Below are 18,539 nucleotides of genomic sequence, written 5' to 3' on the forward strand. Positions count from 1 at the left end.
GAAATCCACGGTGGTCCGAGCGCGACGCAGGCGCTATAGTGCGCCGCTGTCATGTCCGCGTCATGTTCGGTCCGCCGGCCGACGAGGACGCGCGAAGCCGCCCACCCAGACCGCCTCCGGCCATGCCCGATACGCTACCGCCCGCGCCCAAGTGCCTAGCTGATCACGTTGCCGAGAGTCTCGATGACTACTTCCAGCACCTCAACGGGCACACGCCGCCGGGCGACCTCTACGGCATGGTGCTGAACCAGATCGAGGCGCCGCTGCTGTCGAAGGTGCTGCAGCACTGCGACGGCAACCAGTCGCGCGCCGCAGCGGTGCTGGGCATGAACCGCGCCACCCTGCGCAAGAAGCTGCGCCAGCACGGCCTCATGGCAGCTACATCATGACGGCGATGCGTGCGCTGCTGTCGGTCTCCGACAAGACCGGCCTCGACACCCTCGCGCGTGCGCTGCACGAAGCCGGCGTCGAGCTCATCTCCACGGGCGGTACCCATCGCGCCATCGCCGGAGCCGGCATCCCGGTCACCGAAGTCTCCGCCGTCACCGGCTTCCCGGAGATCATGGACGGGCGCGTCAAGACCCTGCACCCGACCATCCACGGCGGCATCCTCGGCCGGCGCGGCACCGATGACGCGGTCATGGCAGAGCACGGCATCACCGGCATCGATCTCGTCGTGGTCAACCTCTACCCCTTCGCGCAGACCGTCGCACGCGAGGACTGCACCTTCGAGCTGGCGGTCGAGAACATCGACATCGGCGGCCCCGCCATGGTCCGCGCCGCCGCCAAGAACCACGCCCATGTCGCCGTGGTCGTCGACCCGGCGGACTACGATGCCGTGATCGCGGCGGTGTCGCAGGGCAAGCTGCCCGACCGCCTCCGCCAGCAGCTCGCGACCAAGGCCTTCGCCCATACCGCGCGCTACGACGCGGCGGTCGCCGAGTACATGCAGCGCGCCTGCGATCCCGACGAGGAACACCCCGCATCGCTGGTCGCCGGCTGGGACCGCGTCGACCGCCTGCGCTACGGCGAGAACCCGCACCAGAGCGCCGCGTTCTACCGCGACGCCGACGCCGCGCCCGGATCGCTGGGCGCCGCGCGCCTGGTGCAGGGCAAGCCGATGTCGTACAACAACTACGCCGACGCCGATGCCGCCATGGGCTGCGTCGCCCAGTTCGAGGAAGCGGCCTGCGTCATCGTCAAGCACGCCAACCCCTGCGGGGTCGCGGTGCGCGACGACATCGCCGCGGCCTACGATGCCGCCTTCCAGACCGACCCCACCTCGGCCTTCGGCGGCATCATCGCCTTCAACCGCACGCTGGACGGCGCCACCGCCGCGACCATCGTCAAGCGCCAGTTCGTCGAGGTGCTGATCGCACCGGATGCCGACGACGCCGCCATCGAGGCCGTCGCCGCCAAGCCCAATGTGCGGCTGCTGCTCACCGGCTCGGCGGCGACGCCGCTGCCCCGGCGGGTGCTGCACAGCGTCTCCGGCGGCCTGCTCGTGCAGCAGCCCGATGCCGGCGCCATCGACGCCGGGCAGCTGCGCACCGCCAGCAAGCGCGAGCCCGACCCCGACACCGTGCGCGACCTGCTGTTCGCCTGGCGGGTGGCCAAGTACGTCAAGTCCAACGCCATCGTCTACGCGCGCGACGGCCAGACCATCGGCATCGGTGCCGGCCAGATGAGCCGCGTCTACTCGGCGCGCATCGCCGGCATCAAGGCCGCCGACGAGGAGCTCGCAGTCGAGGGCGCGGTCATGGCATCGGATGCCTTCTTCCCGTTCCGGGACGGCATCGACGCCGCTGCCGCCGCCGGCATCCGCGCGATCATCCAGCCCGGTGGCTCGATGCGCGACGAGGAAGTCATCACCGCCGCCGACGAGCACGGCATCGCGATGGTGTTCACCGGGATGCGGCACTTCCGGCACTGAGTCGCGCCGGCATCCTCGCCGCGCGACCACCGCGCATGGGGGCTCCGGCACGCCGCGCACGGGACACGCAAGGGGACCGCACCGCCCACTGGAAGCGCCGCCGAGAGGGGACAGTATACTAAATTTCTCTGCATCATCGCGCGCGCACGAAAGGGGACAGTATATTTAATCCCCGTGGCCGCCGCGGACTACGCGCGGCAATGCAGAGGAATTAAATATACTGTCCCCCTTCTTCGCGTCTTGCGGTCGTCGTGTGGGCAACCACGGCCCGGATCGAAGGGAATCCGCATAATGTGCGGCCCTAACCGCCTTCCGGCAGTCATTCCATGGCCAAGACCCCGCCGTTGATCTCCCGCGCCGCAGTGGCGGCCTCGGGCAGCCTTTCGCGCGTGGCGCGCTCGCGCCCGCTCGACCTGACCACTTCACTGCTCGCGTCGACCGCCGCCGGCTGGCGCGGCACGATGGTGCGCGTGCATCAACCCGAGGCGGTCGGCGGCCTGACGCTCTACGAGTTCGAGGGCTGCCCGTTCTGCCGCGTGGTCCGCGAGGCGCTTACCGAGCTCGACCTGGATGCCGACATCCGGCCCTGCCCGGCGGGCGGCACGGTCCACCGCCGCGAGGCCGAAGCCGTCGGCGGCCGGCAGCAGTTCCCCCTCCTGGTGCTGGACGGCGAACCCCTCTACGAGTCGGCCGACATCATCGCCCGCCTCTACGAGCGCTTCGGCAACGGCGCCGCGCCTTCCTCGGGACTGCGCCAGCGGCTGGCGCTCGCCGGCTCGCAGGCCGCCACCCTCAGCCGCGGGCTCGGCGGCATCCGCGCGCGCGCCTCGCGGCAGCCGGCCAGGCCACTGGTGCTCTACAGCTTCGAGTCCAGCCCGTATTCGCGTCTGGTGCGCGAGCGCCTGTGCGAGCTCGAGATCCCCTACCGGCTCAGGAACTTCGGCAAGGCCCGCATGAGCGACATGGGGCCGCCGCTGGTGCGCACGCGCTTCTTCCCCGATGCGCCCATCGAATCCCGCAACCGGCGCGAGATGATCGAGAAGACCGGGCGCACCCAGGTGCCCTATCTCGAGGACCCGAACACCGGCGCGACCATGTTCGAGTCGCGCGTGATCAACAAGTACCTCGACGCGGTCTACGCGCTGTAGCGGCGTGGGTCGATGCGCCGGCTGGCGCCGGCACCCCTCACCCTGACCCGCTCCCCGGGGGAGCGGGAGCACTGATCGCGGCGTTCGCGCGTACCGTGCCCCTTCTCCCCGCGGGGGAGAAGGGTCGGGGATGAGCGGGCACGCGCCGGGGCGCCCGGCTACTCGGGCTTGGCGATCGCCCGCCAGAGCATCTCGAAATAGACGTTGGCGTTGTCGGTGAGCGCCTTGCCCTGATCCCGGTGCAGGTGCGTCTGCACCAGCCGCCAGCTGATGCCGAAGATGTAGTCGAGCAGGATCTTCTCGTCGACGGCGTCGTTGAGGATGCCGCGCTCGCGCCCCTCGGCGAGCACCTTCATGAAGGTGCCGAAGAGCAGCGGGTTGTGATACTGCTCGTGCTTGCGCCAGGTGTTGACGTAGACCGAGCTCATGATGAGCTGCGCCACCTGCGGCTTGTGCACGAAGTAGTCGAGCTTGACCCAGAAGGTCTTGCGCAGCCGCTCCTTGAAGTCCTCGATGCCCTGCAGGTGGTCGACCATGCGCTCGGCCAGCTCGGACAGGCGCGCGTCCAGGCTGGAGAAGAGCAGCGCCTCCTTGCCGCCGTAATACTTGTAGATGGTCTGCAGCGAGACATTGGCCGCGCGCGCGACCTCGATCAGGCTGACCTTGTGGAATTCGCGCCCAGAGAAGATCTCGAGCACCGCCTGCTCGATGCGTTCGCGGGTTTCGAGGTTCAGGCCGTTCAGGGACGGCGGCTGTCCGGCAAGGGATTGCTCTGCTACGGCGTTCATACGGTAATTGTCCTTACTTCCGATGCGGCCTGCAAGCATCGACATACGGCAGCGTATTGCGCCCCGCCACGCGGTGTGCTTTCATGCCGTGAACGACCATACGGTGGCGTGTGGTGCCCTCCCGGCGCACCGCAGCCGATGGCTCGCGCCGCGTTTCGACAATCCCCATTACCGGAGACCCCCATGACCGATGCCTACATCTTCGACGCTGTGCGCACCCCGCGCGGCAAGGGCAAGGCGGACGGCAGCCTGCACCAGGTAACGCCGGTCCACCTGCTCGGCAACATGCTGGACGGACTGCGCACCCGCAACGACCTCGATACCGCCAAGGTCGATGACGTCGTCATCGGCTGCGTCACGCCGGTCGGCGAGCAGGGCGCGGACATCGCGCGCACCGCCGTGCTCTATGCGGGCTGGGACCAGTCGGTCGCCGGCGTCACGCAGTCGCGCTTCTGCGCCTCGGGCCTCGAATCCGTGAACCTGGCCGCGATGAAGGTCATGTCCGGGCAGGAGGACATGGTGGTGGCCGGCGGCGTCGAGTCGATGAGCCGCTGGCCGATGGGCAGCGACGGCGGCGCCATGGTCATGGATCCGCGCGTCAACCAGCAGATGGGCTTCGCGCCGCAGGGCATCGGCGCCGACCTGATCGCCTCCATCGAGGGCTTCTCGCGCGCCGATGTCGACGGCTTCGCCGTGCAGTCGCAGCAGCGTGCCGCCGCCGCCGAGGCGGCCGGCTACTTCGAGCGCACCCGCGTGCCGGTGCGCGACGTCAACGGGCTGGTGGTGCTGGACCGCGACGAGACCATCCGCGGCGACACGACCGTGGATGCGCTGGGCAACCTCAAGGCGAGTTTCGCGCAGATGGGCGAGATGGGCTTCGACAGCACCGCCAAGCGCCGCTACCCCACCGTCGAGACCATCAACCACGTGCACCACGCCGGCAACAGCTCGGGCATCGTCGACGGCGCCGCCCTCATGCTCATCGGCAGCAAGGAGATGGGCGAGGCTCTCGGCCTGAAGCCGCGCGCCCGCATCCGCTCCGTGGCCGTGACCGGCTCCGAGCCCACCATCATGCTCACCGGCATCGCGCCGGCCTGCCGCAAGGCGCTCAAGCGCGCCGGCATGGACATCGGCGACATCGACCTGCTCGAGATCAACGAGGCCTTCGCGGCAGTGGTCATGAAGGCCGCGCGCGATCTCGATGTCGACCTGGGCAAGGTCAACGTCAACGGCGGCGCCATCGCCATGGGCCATCCGCTGGGCGCCACCGGCTGCATCATCCTCGGCACCCTGCTCGACGAGCTCGAGCGCCGCGACCAGAACGTCGGCATGGCATCGCTGTGCGTCGGCGGCGGCATGGGCATCGCCACCATCATCGAGCGCACGCACTGATCGTCGCGCCCCCTCCGCTCCGCGCGGAACCCTATCCAGACGGGAGACCAGTTTCATGAGTAGTGTCCAGTTCGACATCGACAACGACGGCATTGCCCTGCTCACGCTCGACATGCCGGGCCGTTCCATGAACGTGCTCAACGACGAGCTCACCGGGCCGTTCCAGGAAGCCATCGCCAGGATCGAGGGCGACGAGAACATCAAGGGCGTCGTCATCACCTCCGGCAAGAAGGACTTCCTGGCCGGCGCCGACATCGACGGCGTCTACGCCATCACCGACCCGGCCGACGCCTTCCGGCTCGCCGAGGAATACAAGGCCTTCCTGCGCCGCCTCGAGACCTGCGGCCGGCCGGTCGCCGCGGCGCTCAACGGCACCACGCTGGGCGGCGGCCTGGAGCTGGCGCTGGCGTGCCACTACCGCGTCTGCCTGGACGAGCCGCGCATCAAGATCGGCCTGCCCGAGGTCAAGCTCGGCCTGCTGCCGGGCGGCGGCGGCACTCAGCGGCTGCCGCGCCTGATCGGCATCCAGGCGTCACTGCCCCTGATGCTGGAAGGCAAGGAGCTCGACCCGGCCAAGGCCAAGCAGCAGGGCATCGTCAACGAGCTGGTCTCCGACCGCGAGCAGCTCGTGGAGCGCGCCAGGCGCTGGTGCCTGGAGAATCCCAAGGCCATCCAGCCGTGGGACGACAAGAAGTTCAAGTGGCCCGGCGGCGACTCCAAGCATCCGGCCAACGTGCAGATGTGGGCGATCGCGCCGAGCATGGCCTCGGCCAAGAGCTGGGGCAATTACCCCGCCATCCAGCACATCCAGAGCTGCGTGTTCGAGGGCGGCATCACCGACTTCGAGACCGGCTGCCGTGTCGAGTCGCGCTACTTCGCCGCCTGCGTGATCTCGCCGGAGTCGAAGAACATGATCGGCACGCTGTGGTACCAGCTCAACAGCATCAACCGCGGCGAGTCGCGCCCGGACGGCTTCGAGCGCAGCAAGGTCGCGAAGCTGGGCGTGCTCGGCGCCGGCATGATGGGCGCGGGCATCGCCTACGTCTCGGCCAAGGTCGGCATCGAGGTCGTCCTGCTCGACATGAAGCAGGAGGCCGCCGACAAGGGCAAGGCCTACTCGGAAGGCCTCATGGACAAGGCGGTCAAGCGCGGCAAGGCCACGCCCACCGACAAGAGCGCGCTGCTCGACCGCATCAAGGCGACCACCGACTTCAACGATCTGGAAGGCTGCGACCTGGTCATCGAGGCGGTGTTCGAGGACCGCGGCATCAAGGCGGACGTCACCGCCAGGACCGAGGCCGTCATCCCGGAGAGCGCGACCTTCGCCTCCAACACCTCGACCCTGCCCATCACCAGCCTCGCCACTGCCAGCAAGCGACCCGAGCAGTTCATCGGCCTGCACTTCTTCTCGCCGGTGGACAAGATGCCGCTGGTCGAGATCATCAAGGGCGAGAAGACCTCCCCCGAGACCCTGGCCAAGGGCTTCGACTACGTGCAGCAGATCAAGAAGACGCCGATCGTGGTCAACGACTCGCGCGGCTTCTATACATCGCGCGTGTTCGCCACCTACCCGATGGAAGGCCTGGCGCTGCTCGCCGAGGGCCAGCACCCGCGCGCCATCGAGGTCGCCGGTCTGCAGGCCGGCATGCCGGTCGGACCGCTGGCGCTGCAGGACGAGGTGTCACTGAGCCTGTCGATGCACATCATCGACCAGACGCGGAAGGACTTCGAAGCCGAGGGCAAGGAATACCAGGGCCACCCGGCCGAGTCGGTGATCGTGAAGATGGTCAAGGAGCTCGACCGCGAGGGCAAGAAGACCGGCAAGGGCTTCTACGACTATCCCGAGAAGGGCAGCAAGCAGCTCTGGCCCGAGCTCACCCGGCATTTCCCGACGGCGGCTGAACAGCTCGACCAGAAGGAAATGATCGAGCGCATGCTGTTCGCGCAGGCCAACGAGGCAGCACGCTGCTTCGAGGAGAACGTGGTGACCTCGGTCGCGGACACCAACATCGGGTCCATCTTCGGCTGGGGCTTCGCGCCCTTCCACGGCGGTGCGCTGCAATACATCAACGCCTACGGCGTGGAAGCCTTCGTGGCACGCGCACACGAACTGGCCGACCGCTACGGAGAACGCTTCCGTCCCGCCGAGAGCCTGCAGCGCATGGCGGCTGAACAGAAGCGCTTCGCCGCTTGACGCAGCGCACAAAAGCGCGACAATCCATTAGGTCTTATCAGAGGATAATGTCATGTTCCAGCAACTGATGAAGACGATGCAGGCCCGCAAGATGCTTCCGCAGATCTCGGATACCGAGCGGATGGCACTCGAGGCCGGCACGGTGTGGGTCGACGGCGAGTACTTCAGCGGAAGTCCCGACTTCGCCCGCATGATCAACGAACCCTACTCGCCGCTCCCCGCGGAAGAGCAGGCCTTCCTGGACGGTCCCTGCACCGAGCTCTGCCGCATGATCGACGCCTACGAGGTGGCGACCAGCCGGCAGATTCCCGCCGAGGTCCTGCAGTTCCTCAAGGACAAGGGCTTCTTCGGCATGCTCATCCCGAAGGAGTACGGCGGCCTGGGGATGTCCACGCAGGCGATCAGCTCGGCGATGGCGATGATCTCGCCGTACTCGGGCGTGGTCAGCACGCTGGTGGTCATCCCCAACTCGCTGGGCGCGGCCGAGCTCATCAACCACTACGGCACGCAGGCACAGAAGGATCACTACCTGCCCAAGCTGGCCAAGGGCGACTATGTCCCCTGCTTCGGCCTCACCGAGCCCACCGCGGGTTCCGACGCGGCATCCATCACCGCCGAGGGCGAGGTCTTCAAGGGTGAGGACGGTACGCCGCAGATCCGGCTGAACTTCGCCAAGCGCTACATCACGCTGGCGCCGGTGGCCAACCTGATCTCGCTGGCCTGCTACATCCGCGACCCCGAGAACCTGCTCGGCCGCGGCGAGAACCCGGGCATCACCGTGGTGCTGCTGCACAAGGGTGCCAAGGGTCTCGAGATCGGCGATCACCATCAGCCCATCGGCGAGGCCTTCTACAACGGCCCGATCTTCGGCAAGGACGTGGTCGTCCCGGCCGAGAACGTCATCGGCGGCACCGAATACGCCGGCCAGGGCTGGCGCATGCTGATGGAACAGCTCGCCGGCGGCCGCGCGGTGTCGCTGCCGGCAGGCGCCATCGGCGGCATGAAGGCGGTGGCGGCGACCACCGGCGCCTACTCGATGGTGCGCCAGCAGTTCGGCATCCCGATCGGCCGCATGGAAGGCGTCGAGGACAAGGTGGCGCGCATCGCCGCCCTCACCTACATGTGCGAGGGCGCCCGCGTCTACGCCTGCTCGGCGATCGACGCCGGCGAGCAGCCGCCGGTGGTCTCGGCCGTGCTCAAGGCCTACACCACCGAACTGAGCCGCCAGTGCGCCACCGACGGCATGGATGTCTTCTCCGGCGCCGGTGTCATGCAGGGGCCGAACAACATCCTCGGCCTCGGCTACATGGGCGCGCCGGTGGGCATCACCGTCGAGGGCGCCAACATCATGACGCGCACCCTCATCATCTTCGGCCAGGGCGCCACCCGCTGCCATCCGTATGCGCAGAACGTGGTCAACGCGGTCGAGAATGACGACGTCGATGCATTCCGCTCCAACCTGCTGGGCTGGTTCGGGCAGTTCTTCGTCACCATCGGCCGCAGCTTCGTGCGCAGCATCACGCGCGGCTGGTCGGCCGGCAGCCCGGTCTCCGGCCCCACCGCCCGGCACTACCGCAAGCTGGGCTGGGCGGCCGCGCGCTACGCGCTGCTGACCAACCTGGCGATGTTCTTCATCGGCGGCAAGCTCAAGGCCAAGGGCAAGCTCACCGGTCGCTACGCCGATGCGCTGGCCTGGCAGTTCCTGGCCCTGTCGGCGCTGCGCCGCTTCGAGGGCGAAGGCCGCAAGTCCGAGGACCTGCCGGTGGTGCACTACGCGGTCAACATGGCGCTGTCGGAAGTGCAACAGGCCTTCGAAGGCATCTATGCCAACTTCGATGCGCCGGTGCTGGGCCTCTACATGCGCACCGTGGGCTCCTGGCTGCTCCGCCTGAACAGTCTCGGCCGCGGCCCGTCGGATACCGAGACCACCAAGGTGGCGATGGCCATCCAGCGCCCCGGCGAGCAGTACGAGCGCATCATCAAGGGCGTGTACGCGCCGGACGATGGCAGTGCCGGCGTCGGCCGCCTGCTGTCCGCCTGGAAGCTCGGCTACGAGGCGCAGCCGGCGATCAACAAGATCGTCGCCGCGCAGAAGGCCAAGAAGCTCGAGCGCGCCGTCCCGGAAACGCAGGCCGATGCGGCGCAGACCGCGGGCGTGCTCACCGGGCAGGAGGCGGATCTCGTCAAGCGTGCCTATGCGGCCCGCATCGAGGCCGTGCAGGTGGACGTGTTCTCGCCGGAGGAGTTCTTCGGCGTCAAGGGCATGACCATCGCCCCCGGCTTCGAGGACACCGAAGCCGACAGCCCGCGCCTCGCCGCCAGCGCCTGATCATCCAGGCGCTGCGCCCCGGCCCGCCCCGGCCTCGTGCCCGGGCGGGCCTTTTCATGGACGGCTGCTATTCCGTGCCCGCGTCTGCGTCTGCGTCCGCACCTTCGCCTTCGCCGGCTGCATCGTCACCAGCGTCGGCATCGTCGGCCTCGCGCTGCGCCGCACGCTCGCGCTGCAGTTCCTTCATCAGCTCGGTTTCGTCGGCAGTGGAAGCGTCGTCGGCTGCGGCGTCAGCTGCGGCATCGGCATCCGTGGTCTCGGCGGAGCGGCCCTCGTCGGGTGCTGACCCGGAGCTCTCGGGCGCCCCGACTTCCGGTTCGGCGGCGCCGCCGGGGCCGGCATCGGCATCCGCTTCGGCGCCGGAGGGGGCGGCCGACGCGTCGTCGGGCGGCGTCTCCGGTGTCAGCGCGGGCAACGCATCGAGCGCGATGCGCCCGATCGCCGGCGCGCTCAGCGAGCCGAGATAGAGCGCGCCGTCGTGCTCGATGGCGCTGGTGATCGGGCCGTAGGCGCCCTCGCCGGCGTACTGCAGATCGGCGAGCAGCTCGCCCTCCGGGCTGATCGCGAGCACGTAGCCGTGCAGCTCGGGCAGCGGCTGCACCGCTTCGGGCAGCCGATACGCCACCTTGCGCAGGAAGGGATACGGCATGAGGGCGTCGAGCGTGGGATTGCGCGGCGCGTAGAGCGCGACCCAGAAGCGGTCCTCGCCGTTGAAGGTGATGTTGTCGGGAAAGCCCGGGAGGTTCTCGACCAGCACCTCGGTCTCGCCGGCACGCTCGCCCTTCAGCCAGTGGCGCTTGATCTGGTAGCGCGTGGTCTCGTTGAACAGCAGGTACTGCTCGTCCGGCCCCAGCGTGATGCCGTTGGGAAAGTACAGATCCTCCGCCAGCACGCGCACGCGGTCGGTTTCCAGATCGTAGGCCAGTACCCGCCCGTGCGGGGTGTGCTCGAAGGCGTTGGCCATGGTCTCGTGGATGCCGAACTTGGACGAGGCATCGGTGAAATAGGCAACGGTCTCGTCGGCGTTGACCACCACATCGTCGACGAAGCGGTAGGGCGTGCCGTCGGCGGTCACCGACAGCGTGTAGGCGTAGCCGTCCGAGACCCGCAGCAGGCCCTCGATGGCGTCGGCGACGATCAACGATCCGTCCGCCATCACATCCAGGCCGAGCGGGCGGCCGCGGGTGGTGGCGAGCAGCTTGCCGTCGGTGCCGTCGGCATCGAAGCGCATGACGCGGCCGTCCTCGAAGGCCGTGTAGAGGCGCCCCTGATCATCGATGTCGATGGCCTCGGGGCCGTGCCCCACGCCCTCGGCGAGACGCTCGACACCGCGCAGATGCTCGTTGTAGGCGTGCGCCCCGCTCTCCGTCGAGGGCGGGTCCAGGGGCTCCCACGCGACCGGATCGATGGGCACCGGCCAGAGCGCGAGGTAGGCGATGCCCGCAAGCACCAGCGCCAGGAACAGATAGCGCAGTCTCATTGCTGTCTCCCTTTTGTCTATTGCGGCATGGTACGGCGCCCGGATGCCGGAGTCCCGCCGCCCGTTCGGCTAGTATCCTTGCGCGACAGGGCCAAACGCAAAGCAATCAAGGAAGACGGATGACCCAACAGAAGACCCCGCTGGACATGCTTTTCCACTGGGCGGCCGAGCGGCCCGACACCCCGTGGCTCTTCCAGCCCGTGAACGGCGAATGGCAGCCGATCACCTGGGGCGAGGCCGCCGACCAGGTGCGCCGCATGGCCGCGGCCCTCCAGGGCATGGGCCTGGAGAAGGGCTCGTCGGTGGCGATCACCGGCCGCAACACCGCGCACTGGTTCCTCGCCGATCTGGCAATCGCCATGGCCGAGATGGTGTCGGTGGGCCTCTACCCGAAGCAGGCCCCCGCGCACACCACGTACATCCTCGAGCACTGCGCCTGCAAGGCGCTGTTCCTGGGGCCGATGATGGACATGGACGAGTTCCTGGGCGCCGTCCCGGACGGCATCCGCATGATCCGCATGCCCTACGACGACGTCCCGGCGCAGGAGCTCGACTGGAACGACCTCATCGCCGCCAACGCGCCCAAGCAGGAGCACCGCACGCCCGATGACGACGAGCTGCTGACGCTGGTCTACACCTCCGGCACCACCGGCAATCCGAAGGGCGTCATGACCACCTACGGGAACATGATCTTCGCGGCGCGCGGCCTCATGGAGGCGCTACCGCCGCAGGGCGAGGAACGCTTCTTCTCCTACCTGCCGCTCGCGCACGCCTTCGAGCGCGGCGCGGTGGAACTGTCCAGCATCTACTTCGGCGCCCAGGTCTACTTCCTGGAGCACATCGACAAGCTCGGCTCCCAGCTGGCCGAAGTCGCCCCCACCCGCTTCTTCGGCGTGCCGCTGGTCTACGGCCGCATCCAGGCCGGCGTGCTCAAGCAGATACCCCAGAAGAAGCTCGACCGCCTGCTGAGCATTCCCATCGTGCGCGGCATCGTCCGGCGCAAGATCCTCACCGCCATGGGCCTGCAGAACGCGCGCATGTGCTTCGCCGGCGCCGCGCCCACGCCCAAGCCGCTGCTGGAATGGTTCGAGAAGCTCGGGGTGCCGCTGTTCCAGGGCTATGGCATGACCGAGAACGCCATCTACGCCACCACCAACCGGCCCGGCGCCAACCGCATCGGCTCGGTGGGCAAGGCCATGCCGGGTGCGCAGATGAAGCTCTCCGAGGAGGGCGAGATCCTGTTCAAGCACCCGGCGGTCATGAAGGGCTACTACAAGGAGCCCGAGAAGACCGCCGAGACCTTCACCGAGGACGGCTGGCTGCGCACCGGCGACAAGGGCACCATCGACGCCGACGGCTATCTCTACATCACCGGGCGGGTCAAGGACATCTTCAAGACCCTCAAGGGCAAGTACGTGGCGCCGGCACCCATCGAGGGCGCGCTCTCCCGCAACACCTACATCGACCAGCTCTGCATGGTGGGCATGAACCTCAAGCAGCCGGTCATGCTGGTCACGCTGCAGGCCGACGCGCGCGCGCTGCCGCGCGAGGACGTCGGTCGCTCGCTGGTCGAGACCATGGAGGCGGTCAACGCCGACCTCGAGGCGCACGAGGTCATCGCCAAGCTGATCGTGGTCGAGGACGAATGGAGCATCGACAACGGCCTGATGACGCCCACCATGAAGGTCAAGCGCGCCGAGATCGAGAAGCGCTACGACAACCTCATCGAGACCGCCGCCGCCGACCGCGGGCGGCGCATCGTCTGGGAGGCCGAGGAAGCCGCCGCCTGAGCGGCGGTCTCGCCGGCGAGGACGGCCCTAGTCCGCGTACGCGCCCTCCGGCACGCCGCGGGCGTCCTCGGGCGGCGTGCTGTAGTAGGCAATGCGCACGTCCTCGAAGGGCTTGCCGGTGGCCGGATCGTGGATGTTGCTGAGGCCGCGGTACTGCAGCAGCCGGCCGTCCTCCGGGTCGTAGATCAGTTCCAGCGACGGCGCGATGAGGCGCAGCAGGGTGGCGGCCTCCACCTTCAGGCGCGCGGCCGGCTCGCCCTCGAAGGTGGCCTCGCCGATCTTGCGCACGCGGAAGCTGTAGTCATCGAGATTGCCCGCCACCGCGAAGCGGAACTTGCGGGTCTCGCCGTCGAGAATGCTGTCGAGGTTGTCGTAGATGAGGCTGTGGAAGCCGGAGTCGGCCGCCATCTCCTCCTCGACATCGATCACCTCGGTGCCCTCGTCCTCGTCCACCTTCCGGCGCCACAGCGTGGCGGTCTCGCCGTCGACATCGCGGATGCCCTCGCGATAGCCGGACGCCAGCTCGAGCGTGTAGGCGGGGATGTAGGGATTGACCGAGAAGTCCATCTCCTTGCGGCCGAGCTCCTCGCCCTCGGTGTCGTAGTAGACGATGCTGCCCTTCTGCCAGCGCCCGTCCTTGAGCACCTGCTCGTGGCGTTCGGTGTAGAGGTACTCGCCGCTTTCGCCGTCGTAGGCGTAGCCGTAGAAGACCACCGGTTCGTCGGCGGCGGCGGCCACGCCGGAGAAAAGGCCGGCGGCCATCAGGAGATGCCTTGCGAGCTGCATGGAGTTGCCTCTGGTAGTGGGGGAACCGGGTAGGTCGTGCCTTCCCGGCCGGGCGGGAAAACGTCGGGCGCCAGTCCGCGCTCCGCGGTTCGCTCGTCCAGCGTGTCGGCCGCCTCGTTCATGTCGTCATTCGCGAGCTTGAAAGTACCATGATGGATGCCGACGCTGAACGGCGACTGCAGGTCCAGGTGCGCCTGCACCGCGTCGCCGGGCGACAGGTGCTGGTACTCGGTCAGCCAGCGCGGCCGATAGGCGCCGATGGGCAGCAGCGCCGCCCGGAGCGGCCCGTGCGCGCGACGGGTCTCGGTGAAGTGCGACTCGTAGCCGGTGTCGCCGGCAAAGTAGAGCGGCCCGCCGTCGGTATCCATGACGTAGCCGGTCCACAGGCTGAGATTGCGGTCCGAGGGCAGGATGCGGCGGCCCGACCAGTGCCGCACCTGCACCGCCGTCAGCCGGCAGCCGTTGGGCATCTCCCAGCCCTGCCCCCAGTCGCGCGGCACCACCGGCGTGATGCCGTTCTCGCGCAGGATCACCTGATCGCCCGCGGGCACGATGAAGGTGGGATCGTGCTCGGCGTCCAGCCGCCGCAGGGTGGGCAGGTCGAGATGATCGTAGTGGTTGTGGCTGATGACCACGACGTCAATGGGCGGCAGATCCTCGAACGCCAGCCCCGGCGGCCGGTAGCGGTGCGGCCCCGCCCACGACAGCGGCGACGCGCGATCGGACCAGATGGGATCGGTCAGAAGGTTCACGCCGTCGGCCTGCACCAGCACCGTGGCATGGCCGATGACCGTCATGCGCAGGGTGCCGCTGTCCACCCGGCGCGGGGGTGGCGGCGTGTCGATGGGCTCCAGCTCGCGCTGCCACGTCCCCGGCTCGCGCGACAGGAAGAAGCGCACCAGATCGGCCAGCCCCTCTTCGAAGGGCTCCTCGTTGTGGAAATGCCGCCCGTCGAAATGGTCGCTGGGCTCGCCGTCCCAGCGGCTCTCGACGCAGCCGGCCATGAGCACGGCCAGCAGTACCAGGGTGAATCGCAAAACGCGGATACCTCAGCTCCGGGGGGCGAACAGATAGTGGGCAACGCCCCACTCGTTGCCGTGGTCCATGCCGAACAGCTCGGCCACCGCCATGTAGAACATGCGCCAGCGCTGGAACCAGATCTCCGGCTCGGCGCGGTAGTCGGAATCGCGGAAGGTGGCCAGGATGGCGTCGCGGTTGCCGTCCATGCCGGCCAGCCACTGATTCGCCGTGCGCTCGTAGTGCTGACCGCTGACCCACCACTGCCGGACCACCTTCAGGTCGTCCTGGAAGTGCAGGAAGAGGTTCTCCGACGGCATGGTGCCGCCGCTGAAGAAGTAGCGCGTCATCCAGTCGTCGCGCGAGCGGTCCTCGAAGTGATAGGCCAGCAGCTTGTGCGCGAAGATGTGCACGAACAGGCGGCTGTCGGCATCGCGCAGCCAGCCGGCGAGCTTGGCCAGCAGCGCGCCGTAGTTCTTCATGTGCTCGAACATCTCGATGGAGATGATGCGGTCGAAGCCCGCCTCGACGCCGTCCGCCGGGAAGTCGAACTCCGTGATGTCACCGGTGACGATGGTCAGGTTGTCCAGACCGCGCGCCGCCGCCTGCGCCATGATCCACTCGCGCTGACCAACCGAGTTCGACAGGCCCACCACCTGCGCGCCCGGATAGTGCTCGGCCACCCACAGCCCCAGCGAGCCCCAGCCGCAGCCCAGGTCGAGAATGCGCTGCCCCTCGGCCACGCCGGCACGCTCGGCGTAGAGCCGCAGCATGGCCTCCTCGGCCTGCGCCAGATCCTCGCTGCCGGTGGGGTACAGGCAGCAGGAATACTTCAGCCGCGGCCCCAGATGCTGATGGAAGAACTGCGCCGGCACCTCGTAGTGCTGGGCGTTGGCATCGCCGGTGTTGATGGCGATGGGCGACGCGCGCAGCTCCTGGACGAAGGCGTGCATGCGCTCGACGCGCACCTCGCCATCCTGGTTGGCCTCGTCGGCAAGCCGGCGCGTGATGAGCCGGCGCATGCCGGTGCGGGCAAGCGCGTCGGGAATCCAGCCCAGTTCGCAGGCATCGATCAGATCCATGGGTGAATGCGTTCTCGTTTCGGAAGTCGGAAGGCTATACGCTGCCGCGGGCCGAATGGATCACGCGCCTGCCGCAATCCGCCGGAGCGATCCACTGCGCCGCGACCGGCGAGCCGCCAGCCAGGCCACGAGAGTGCCACGTGCGGCACACGGCAGCGACGGCATCCAGGGTCGGACACACCATCGGCGACACCCCGGCGTGACCCAGCGCACACCGGCAGCCGCGATCACCCGGCTTCGGGCATGTGCAGGCAGACCTACGCGAAGCCGGGCGGGTTCCAGCTCTCCATCATCGTCCGCCGGGCATGCTCCATGCGCTCCGACATCAGGCCCGAGAAGCGCTTGAACAGCGCCAGCCCGAACTTCGGATCATCCTCGCAGTGCTGGCGCACCGCCGCCCCGTCGAAGGCCAGCACCTCGGTCGGCGCCACCGCGCGTGCCTGGAAATGCCACCGATACGGCGGAATCAGCCACGACCACCCGAGCACCGAACCCGCCGCAAGCTCCTCCAGCATCAAAGGCGGCCCCGATATCGCACCGATCTCCACCGTGATGCCGCCCGAAAGCAACAGATAGAACGCATCCGCCGGCGCACCGTGCGTGAACACCGCCTCCTGGTCCGAGAAAGTCGCGCGCCGCGCGCACGATGCCAGGAACGTCACCGCATCGGTGCCCAGCCCGTCGAAGAACGGCGCATCCGCAATCACCTGCTCAATGTCCTGCCGGCTCATGGCGCTTCCATCCGCATGTACGAGCCGGTAGCGTAGCGAGCAGGACCTTGCTGGGCGATGACCTGTGTCAGGACGCGGACCCTTGGGAGCTGCCGGCTGCTTTCAGCCCGAAGTGGACATTCAGACTTGCGGCGCGCCCTGTTGCCCTAGTGTCGCTTATTTCAATTTCCAAAAGAACTCGTGCGCCAACGGTGACCCAGATTCTCGTGGATTTATAAAGCGCGCATTATGATTGAATAATGATGCGTCCGACCTAATTACCGTTATGCGTATTGAGGCCAAATGTGAGTAAGGCGGTCAATCAGCATTGGGTGCCCCAATTCTACCTTCGAGAATTTTCTACTCCTGAAACGATGGAGTCCGATACACCCCAGGCCTGGATATTTTCCAAGCGGGATCAAGATGGCGAAGAGAAGCTAACAAGCATTCGTAACATTTGTGCCAAACGCTACTTGTACTCTCCGAAAGAAATATCCGGAAGCCGAAGCTGGTATACCGATGACCGGCTTCAAGAAATTGAATCCCTGTTGGCCCCAACTTGGCGCGCCGTTGCTCACGACATGGTCGATTTGTCCTGGGAACCAATTCGCAAGGGTCTCGCATTATTTATTGCAACAACACATGTTCGTCACCCCGACAACGTGAAGTTGGTTAAATCAATCCACCGAAAACTAGTGGAAAGTGCTGATGCTCTTCCCAAAAGGCCCGATGGAACGCCCGACGTTGACAGGATCATTCTTGGCGGCGTGGAGCACAAGGTAGATACATCCAATTGGCACTCCTACACCGAATGGAACGACGATGATCACCATCGCTTCTTTGTTGAGACTATTCGTTCAGAGTCTGCATATCTTGCGAATATGCTCTTGAAGAAGAGATGGTCAGTTGTAGTTACAGAGGAAAGCCATTTCATCACCTCGGACAGACCTGTCGCGCTTCAACATCAAACCCAGCAAAAATTTGGAGTAGGCACGCCGGACGTGATTGTCAGTTTCCCGTTGTCACCAACTCGAATCTTGATCATGGATGACCGACATGAAGAGCAAGAAAATCAGTATTATTCGGTTAAAGCGAAAGATGTGGGAGCATTTAATTACAGTATCTGGCGGGAAGGCTCCCGGTTTATGGTCACAGGCCGTCCGGTACTTGAAGTTCTTGCTCAGATTACAGGGTGGGCGGAACGTGAAGGATTCGCATAAAAAATCGCTCCAGATGAAGTTTGACCCGCCAGCCACTTTTGCTGCCGCAAAAGCGGGCTTCGCCTCAAACGCACCTAAGTTCAGGCGTTAGATCGATCGCGAACCCATGTAGGATTTGTCGAGACTCCAAGATGAAGATTGAATCAATTACCGTGGCGGGATTTAGAGGGTATAATGAAAGGATCGAGATTCCGATACCGAACCTTTGCGTATTCGTGGGGCCGAACGACATCGGGAAGTCTACGATCCTCGAAGCCTTAGACATCTTTTTTAACGATGGGAAGGGGTGCGTAAAGCTCGACAAGGACGACATCAACAAAACCGAACTTGCCGAAGGTCGAACTGAGATCGAGATAGGGGTCGAATTCTCGGATCTCCCCGGCGAAATCGTGATCGATGCCACAAACAAAACGACCCTTCGTGGCGAGTATCTACTAACCGAAAATGGAACGCTCAAGGTGGTTAAGCGGTACGTGAATGCCGGGAAGCCGAAAGTACTTATCCGCGCTATGCACCCAGTTAACCCCGAGTGCCAGGATCTACTGCTCAAAAAGCATACCGAGCTCAAGAGGCTGCTTGATGATCTGGGTTTGGAGTGTAGTGATAAGTCGAAAAGCGCTGATATTAGAAAATCCATATGGGATGGCTTAGACTCAAAGACCAAGTGCAA

General features: G+C 66.4%; 15 protein-coding genes. 9 read left to right on the forward strand and 6 right to left on the reverse strand.

Annotated features, from left to right (window positions below):
- The first annotated feature begins 122 nt into the window (after positions 1–122).
- From KAH28_RS09730 to KAH28_RS09740, 3 genes are all read left to right on the forward strand, one after another.
- The gene (locus KAH28_RS09730; RefSeq protein ID WP_290576086.1) at positions 123–389 is read left to right on the forward strand and encodes a helix-turn-helix domain-containing protein; all 267 of its coding nucleotides are present in this window, start codon (positions 123–125) and stop codon (positions 387–389) included.
- The gene (gene purH, locus KAH28_RS09735) at positions 386–1,933 is read left to right on the forward strand and encodes a bifunctional phosphoribosylaminoimidazolecarboxamide formyltransferase/IMP cyclohydrolase (RefSeq protein ID WP_290576088.1); all 1,548 of its coding nucleotides are present in this window, start codon (positions 386–388) and stop codon (positions 1,931–1,933) included. Before KAH28_RS09730 ends, purH begins: the two co-directional genes overlap by 4 nt.
- Before the next feature lie 326 nt (positions 1,934–2,259).
- On the forward strand, positions 2,260–3,081 hold the full coding sequence (locus KAH28_RS09740) for a glutathione S-transferase N-terminal domain-containing protein (protein WP_290576090.1): 822 nt from the start codon (positions 2,260–2,262) through the stop codon (positions 3,079–3,081).
- Positions 3,082–3,239: 158 nt separating this feature from the next.
- On the opposite strand, the gene KAH28_RS09745 is transcribed toward KAH28_RS09740, so the two are convergent.
- Positions 3,240–3,869, reverse strand: coding sequence for a TetR/AcrR family transcriptional regulator (locus tag KAH28_RS09745; protein ID WP_290576092.1), 630 nt, complete (start codon positions 3,867–3,869; stop codon positions 3,240–3,242).
- 183 nt (positions 3,870–4,052) lie between these two features.
- Here KAH28_RS09745 and KAH28_RS09750 point away from each other — a divergent pair, with 183 nt between their 5' ends.
- Genes KAH28_RS09750 through KAH28_RS09760 form a run of 3 tightly spaced genes read left to right on the forward strand, consistent with a single transcriptional unit; the run spans position 4,053 to position 9,784 of the window.
- Positions 4,053–5,261, forward strand: a complete 1,209-nt coding sequence (locus KAH28_RS09750) for an acetyl-CoA C-acetyltransferase (protein ID WP_290576094.1) — start codon at positions 4,053–4,055, stop codon at positions 5,259–5,261.
- A gap of 55 nt (positions 5,262–5,316) precedes the next feature.
- Positions 5,317–7,455, forward strand: coding sequence for a 3-hydroxyacyl-CoA dehydrogenase NAD-binding domain-containing protein (locus tag KAH28_RS09755; RefSeq protein WP_290576096.1), 2,139 nt, complete (start codon positions 5,317–5,319; stop codon positions 7,453–7,455).
- 52 nt (positions 7,456–7,507) lie between these two features.
- Positions 7,508–9,784 carry an acyl-CoA dehydrogenase gene (locus KAH28_RS09760; RefSeq protein ID WP_290576098.1) on the forward strand — a complete coding sequence of 759 codons (2,277 nt, stop codon included), beginning with the start codon at positions 7,508–7,510 and terminating at the stop codon, positions 9,782–9,784.
- A 67-nt stretch (positions 9,785–9,851) separates the two neighbouring features.
- Here KAH28_RS09760 and KAH28_RS09765 read toward each other — a convergent pair whose 3' ends face one another.
- Positions 9,852–11,264, reverse strand: a complete 1,413-nt coding sequence (locus KAH28_RS09765) for an SMP-30/gluconolactonase/LRE family protein (protein ID WP_290576100.1) — start codon at positions 11,262–11,264, stop codon at positions 9,852–9,854.
- 119 nt (positions 11,265–11,383) lie between these two features.
- On the opposite strand from KAH28_RS09765, the gene KAH28_RS09770 reads away from it, so the two are divergent.
- On the forward strand, positions 11,384–13,054 hold the full coding sequence (locus tag KAH28_RS09770; RefSeq protein WP_290576102.1) for an AMP-binding protein: 1,671 nt from the start codon (positions 11,384–11,386) through the stop codon (positions 13,052–13,054).
- Positions 13,055–13,081: 27 nt separating this feature from the next.
- Here KAH28_RS09770 and KAH28_RS09775 read toward each other — a convergent pair whose 3' ends face one another.
- From KAH28_RS09775 to KAH28_RS09790, 4 genes are all read right to left on the reverse strand, one after another.
- Positions 13,082–13,840: a hypothetical protein gene (locus KAH28_RS09775; RefSeq protein ID WP_290576104.1), complete on the reverse strand. Its 759-nt coding sequence runs from the start codon at positions 13,838–13,840 to the stop codon at positions 13,082–13,084.
- On the reverse strand, positions 13,816–14,877 hold the full coding sequence (locus KAH28_RS09780; protein ID WP_290576106.1) for an MBL fold metallo-hydrolase: 1,062 nt from the start codon (positions 14,875–14,877) through the stop codon (positions 13,816–13,818). The genes KAH28_RS09775 and KAH28_RS09780 overlap by 25 nt, the downstream gene beginning before the upstream one ends.
- 12 nt (positions 14,878–14,889) lie before the next feature.
- Positions 14,890–15,939: a cyclopropane-fatty-acyl-phospholipid synthase family protein gene (locus tag KAH28_RS09785; RefSeq protein WP_290576108.1), complete on the reverse strand. Its 1,050-nt coding sequence runs from the start codon at positions 15,937–15,939 to the stop codon at positions 14,890–14,892.
- Positions 15,940–16,196: 257 nt separating this feature from the next.
- Entirely contained in the window at positions 16,197–16,670 is a 474-nt protein-coding gene (locus KAH28_RS09790) for a cyclic nucleotide-binding domain-containing protein (protein ID WP_290576110.1), read from the reverse strand.
- 284 nt (positions 16,671–16,954) lie between these two features.
- Between KAH28_RS09790 and KAH28_RS09795 the strand changes: the two genes are divergently transcribed.
- Together KAH28_RS09795 and KAH28_RS09800 are read left to right on the forward strand one after the other, a co-directional pair.
- Positions 16,955–17,869 (forward strand): DUF4238 domain-containing protein, encoded by a 915-nt coding sequence (locus KAH28_RS09795; protein WP_290576112.1) that lies wholly within the window; start codon positions 16,955–16,957, stop codon positions 17,867–17,869.
- 131 nt (positions 17,870–18,000) lie between these two features.
- On the forward strand, positions 18,001–18,539 hold a 539-nt coding region (locus KAH28_RS09800; RefSeq protein ID WP_290576114.1), incomplete at its 3' end, for an AAA family ATPase.

The sequence above is a fragment of the Algiphilus sp. genome, assembly GCF_023145115.1.
Classification (GTDB): domain Bacteria; phylum Pseudomonadota; class Gammaproteobacteria; order Nevskiales; family Nevskiaceae; genus Algiphilus.

Coding starts and splice junctions, on each gene's coding strand:
- KAH28_RS09745 (WP_290576092.1), bottom strand. CDS start 3,869: ATGAACGCCGTAGCAGAGCAATCCCTTGCCGGACAGCCGCCGTCCCTG.
- KAH28_RS09750 (WP_290576094.1), top strand. CDS start 4,053: ATGACCGATGCCTACATCTTCGACGCTGTGCGCACCCCGCGCGGCAAG.
- KAH28_RS09790 (WP_290576110.1), bottom strand. CDS start 16,670: ATGAGCCGGCAGGACATTGAGCAGGTGATTGCGGATGCGCCGTTCTTC.
- KAH28_RS09755 (WP_290576096.1), top strand. CDS start 5,317: ATGAGTAGTGTCCAGTTCGACATCGACAACGACGGCATTGCCCTGCTC.
- KAH28_RS09775 (WP_290576104.1), bottom strand. CDS start 13,840: ATGCAGCTCGCAAGGCATCTCCTGATGGCCGCCGGCCTTTTCTCCGGC.
- purH (WP_290576088.1), top strand. CDS start 386: ATGACGGCGATGCGTGCGCTGCTGTCGGTCTCCGACAAGACCGGCCTC.
- KAH28_RS09740 (WP_290576090.1), top strand. CDS start 2,260: ATGGCCAAGACCCCGCCGTTGATCTCCCGCGCCGCAGTGGCGGCCTCG.
- KAH28_RS09760 (WP_290576098.1), top strand. CDS start 7,508: ATGTTCCAGCAACTGATGAAGACGATGCAGGCCCGCAAGATGCTTCCG.
- KAH28_RS09785 (WP_290576108.1), bottom strand. CDS start 15,939: ATGGATCTGATCGATGCCTGCGAACTGGGCTGGATTCCCGACGCGCTT.
- KAH28_RS09765 (WP_290576100.1), bottom strand. CDS start 11,264: ATGAGACTGCGCTATCTGTTCCTGGCGCTGGTGCTTGCGGGCATCGCC.
- KAH28_RS09770 (WP_290576102.1), top strand. CDS start 11,384: ATGACCCAACAGAAGACCCCGCTGGACATGCTTTTCCACTGGGCGGCC.
- KAH28_RS09730 (WP_290576086.1), top strand. CDS start 123: ATGCCCGATACGCTACCGCCCGCGCCCAAGTGCCTAGCTGATCACGTT.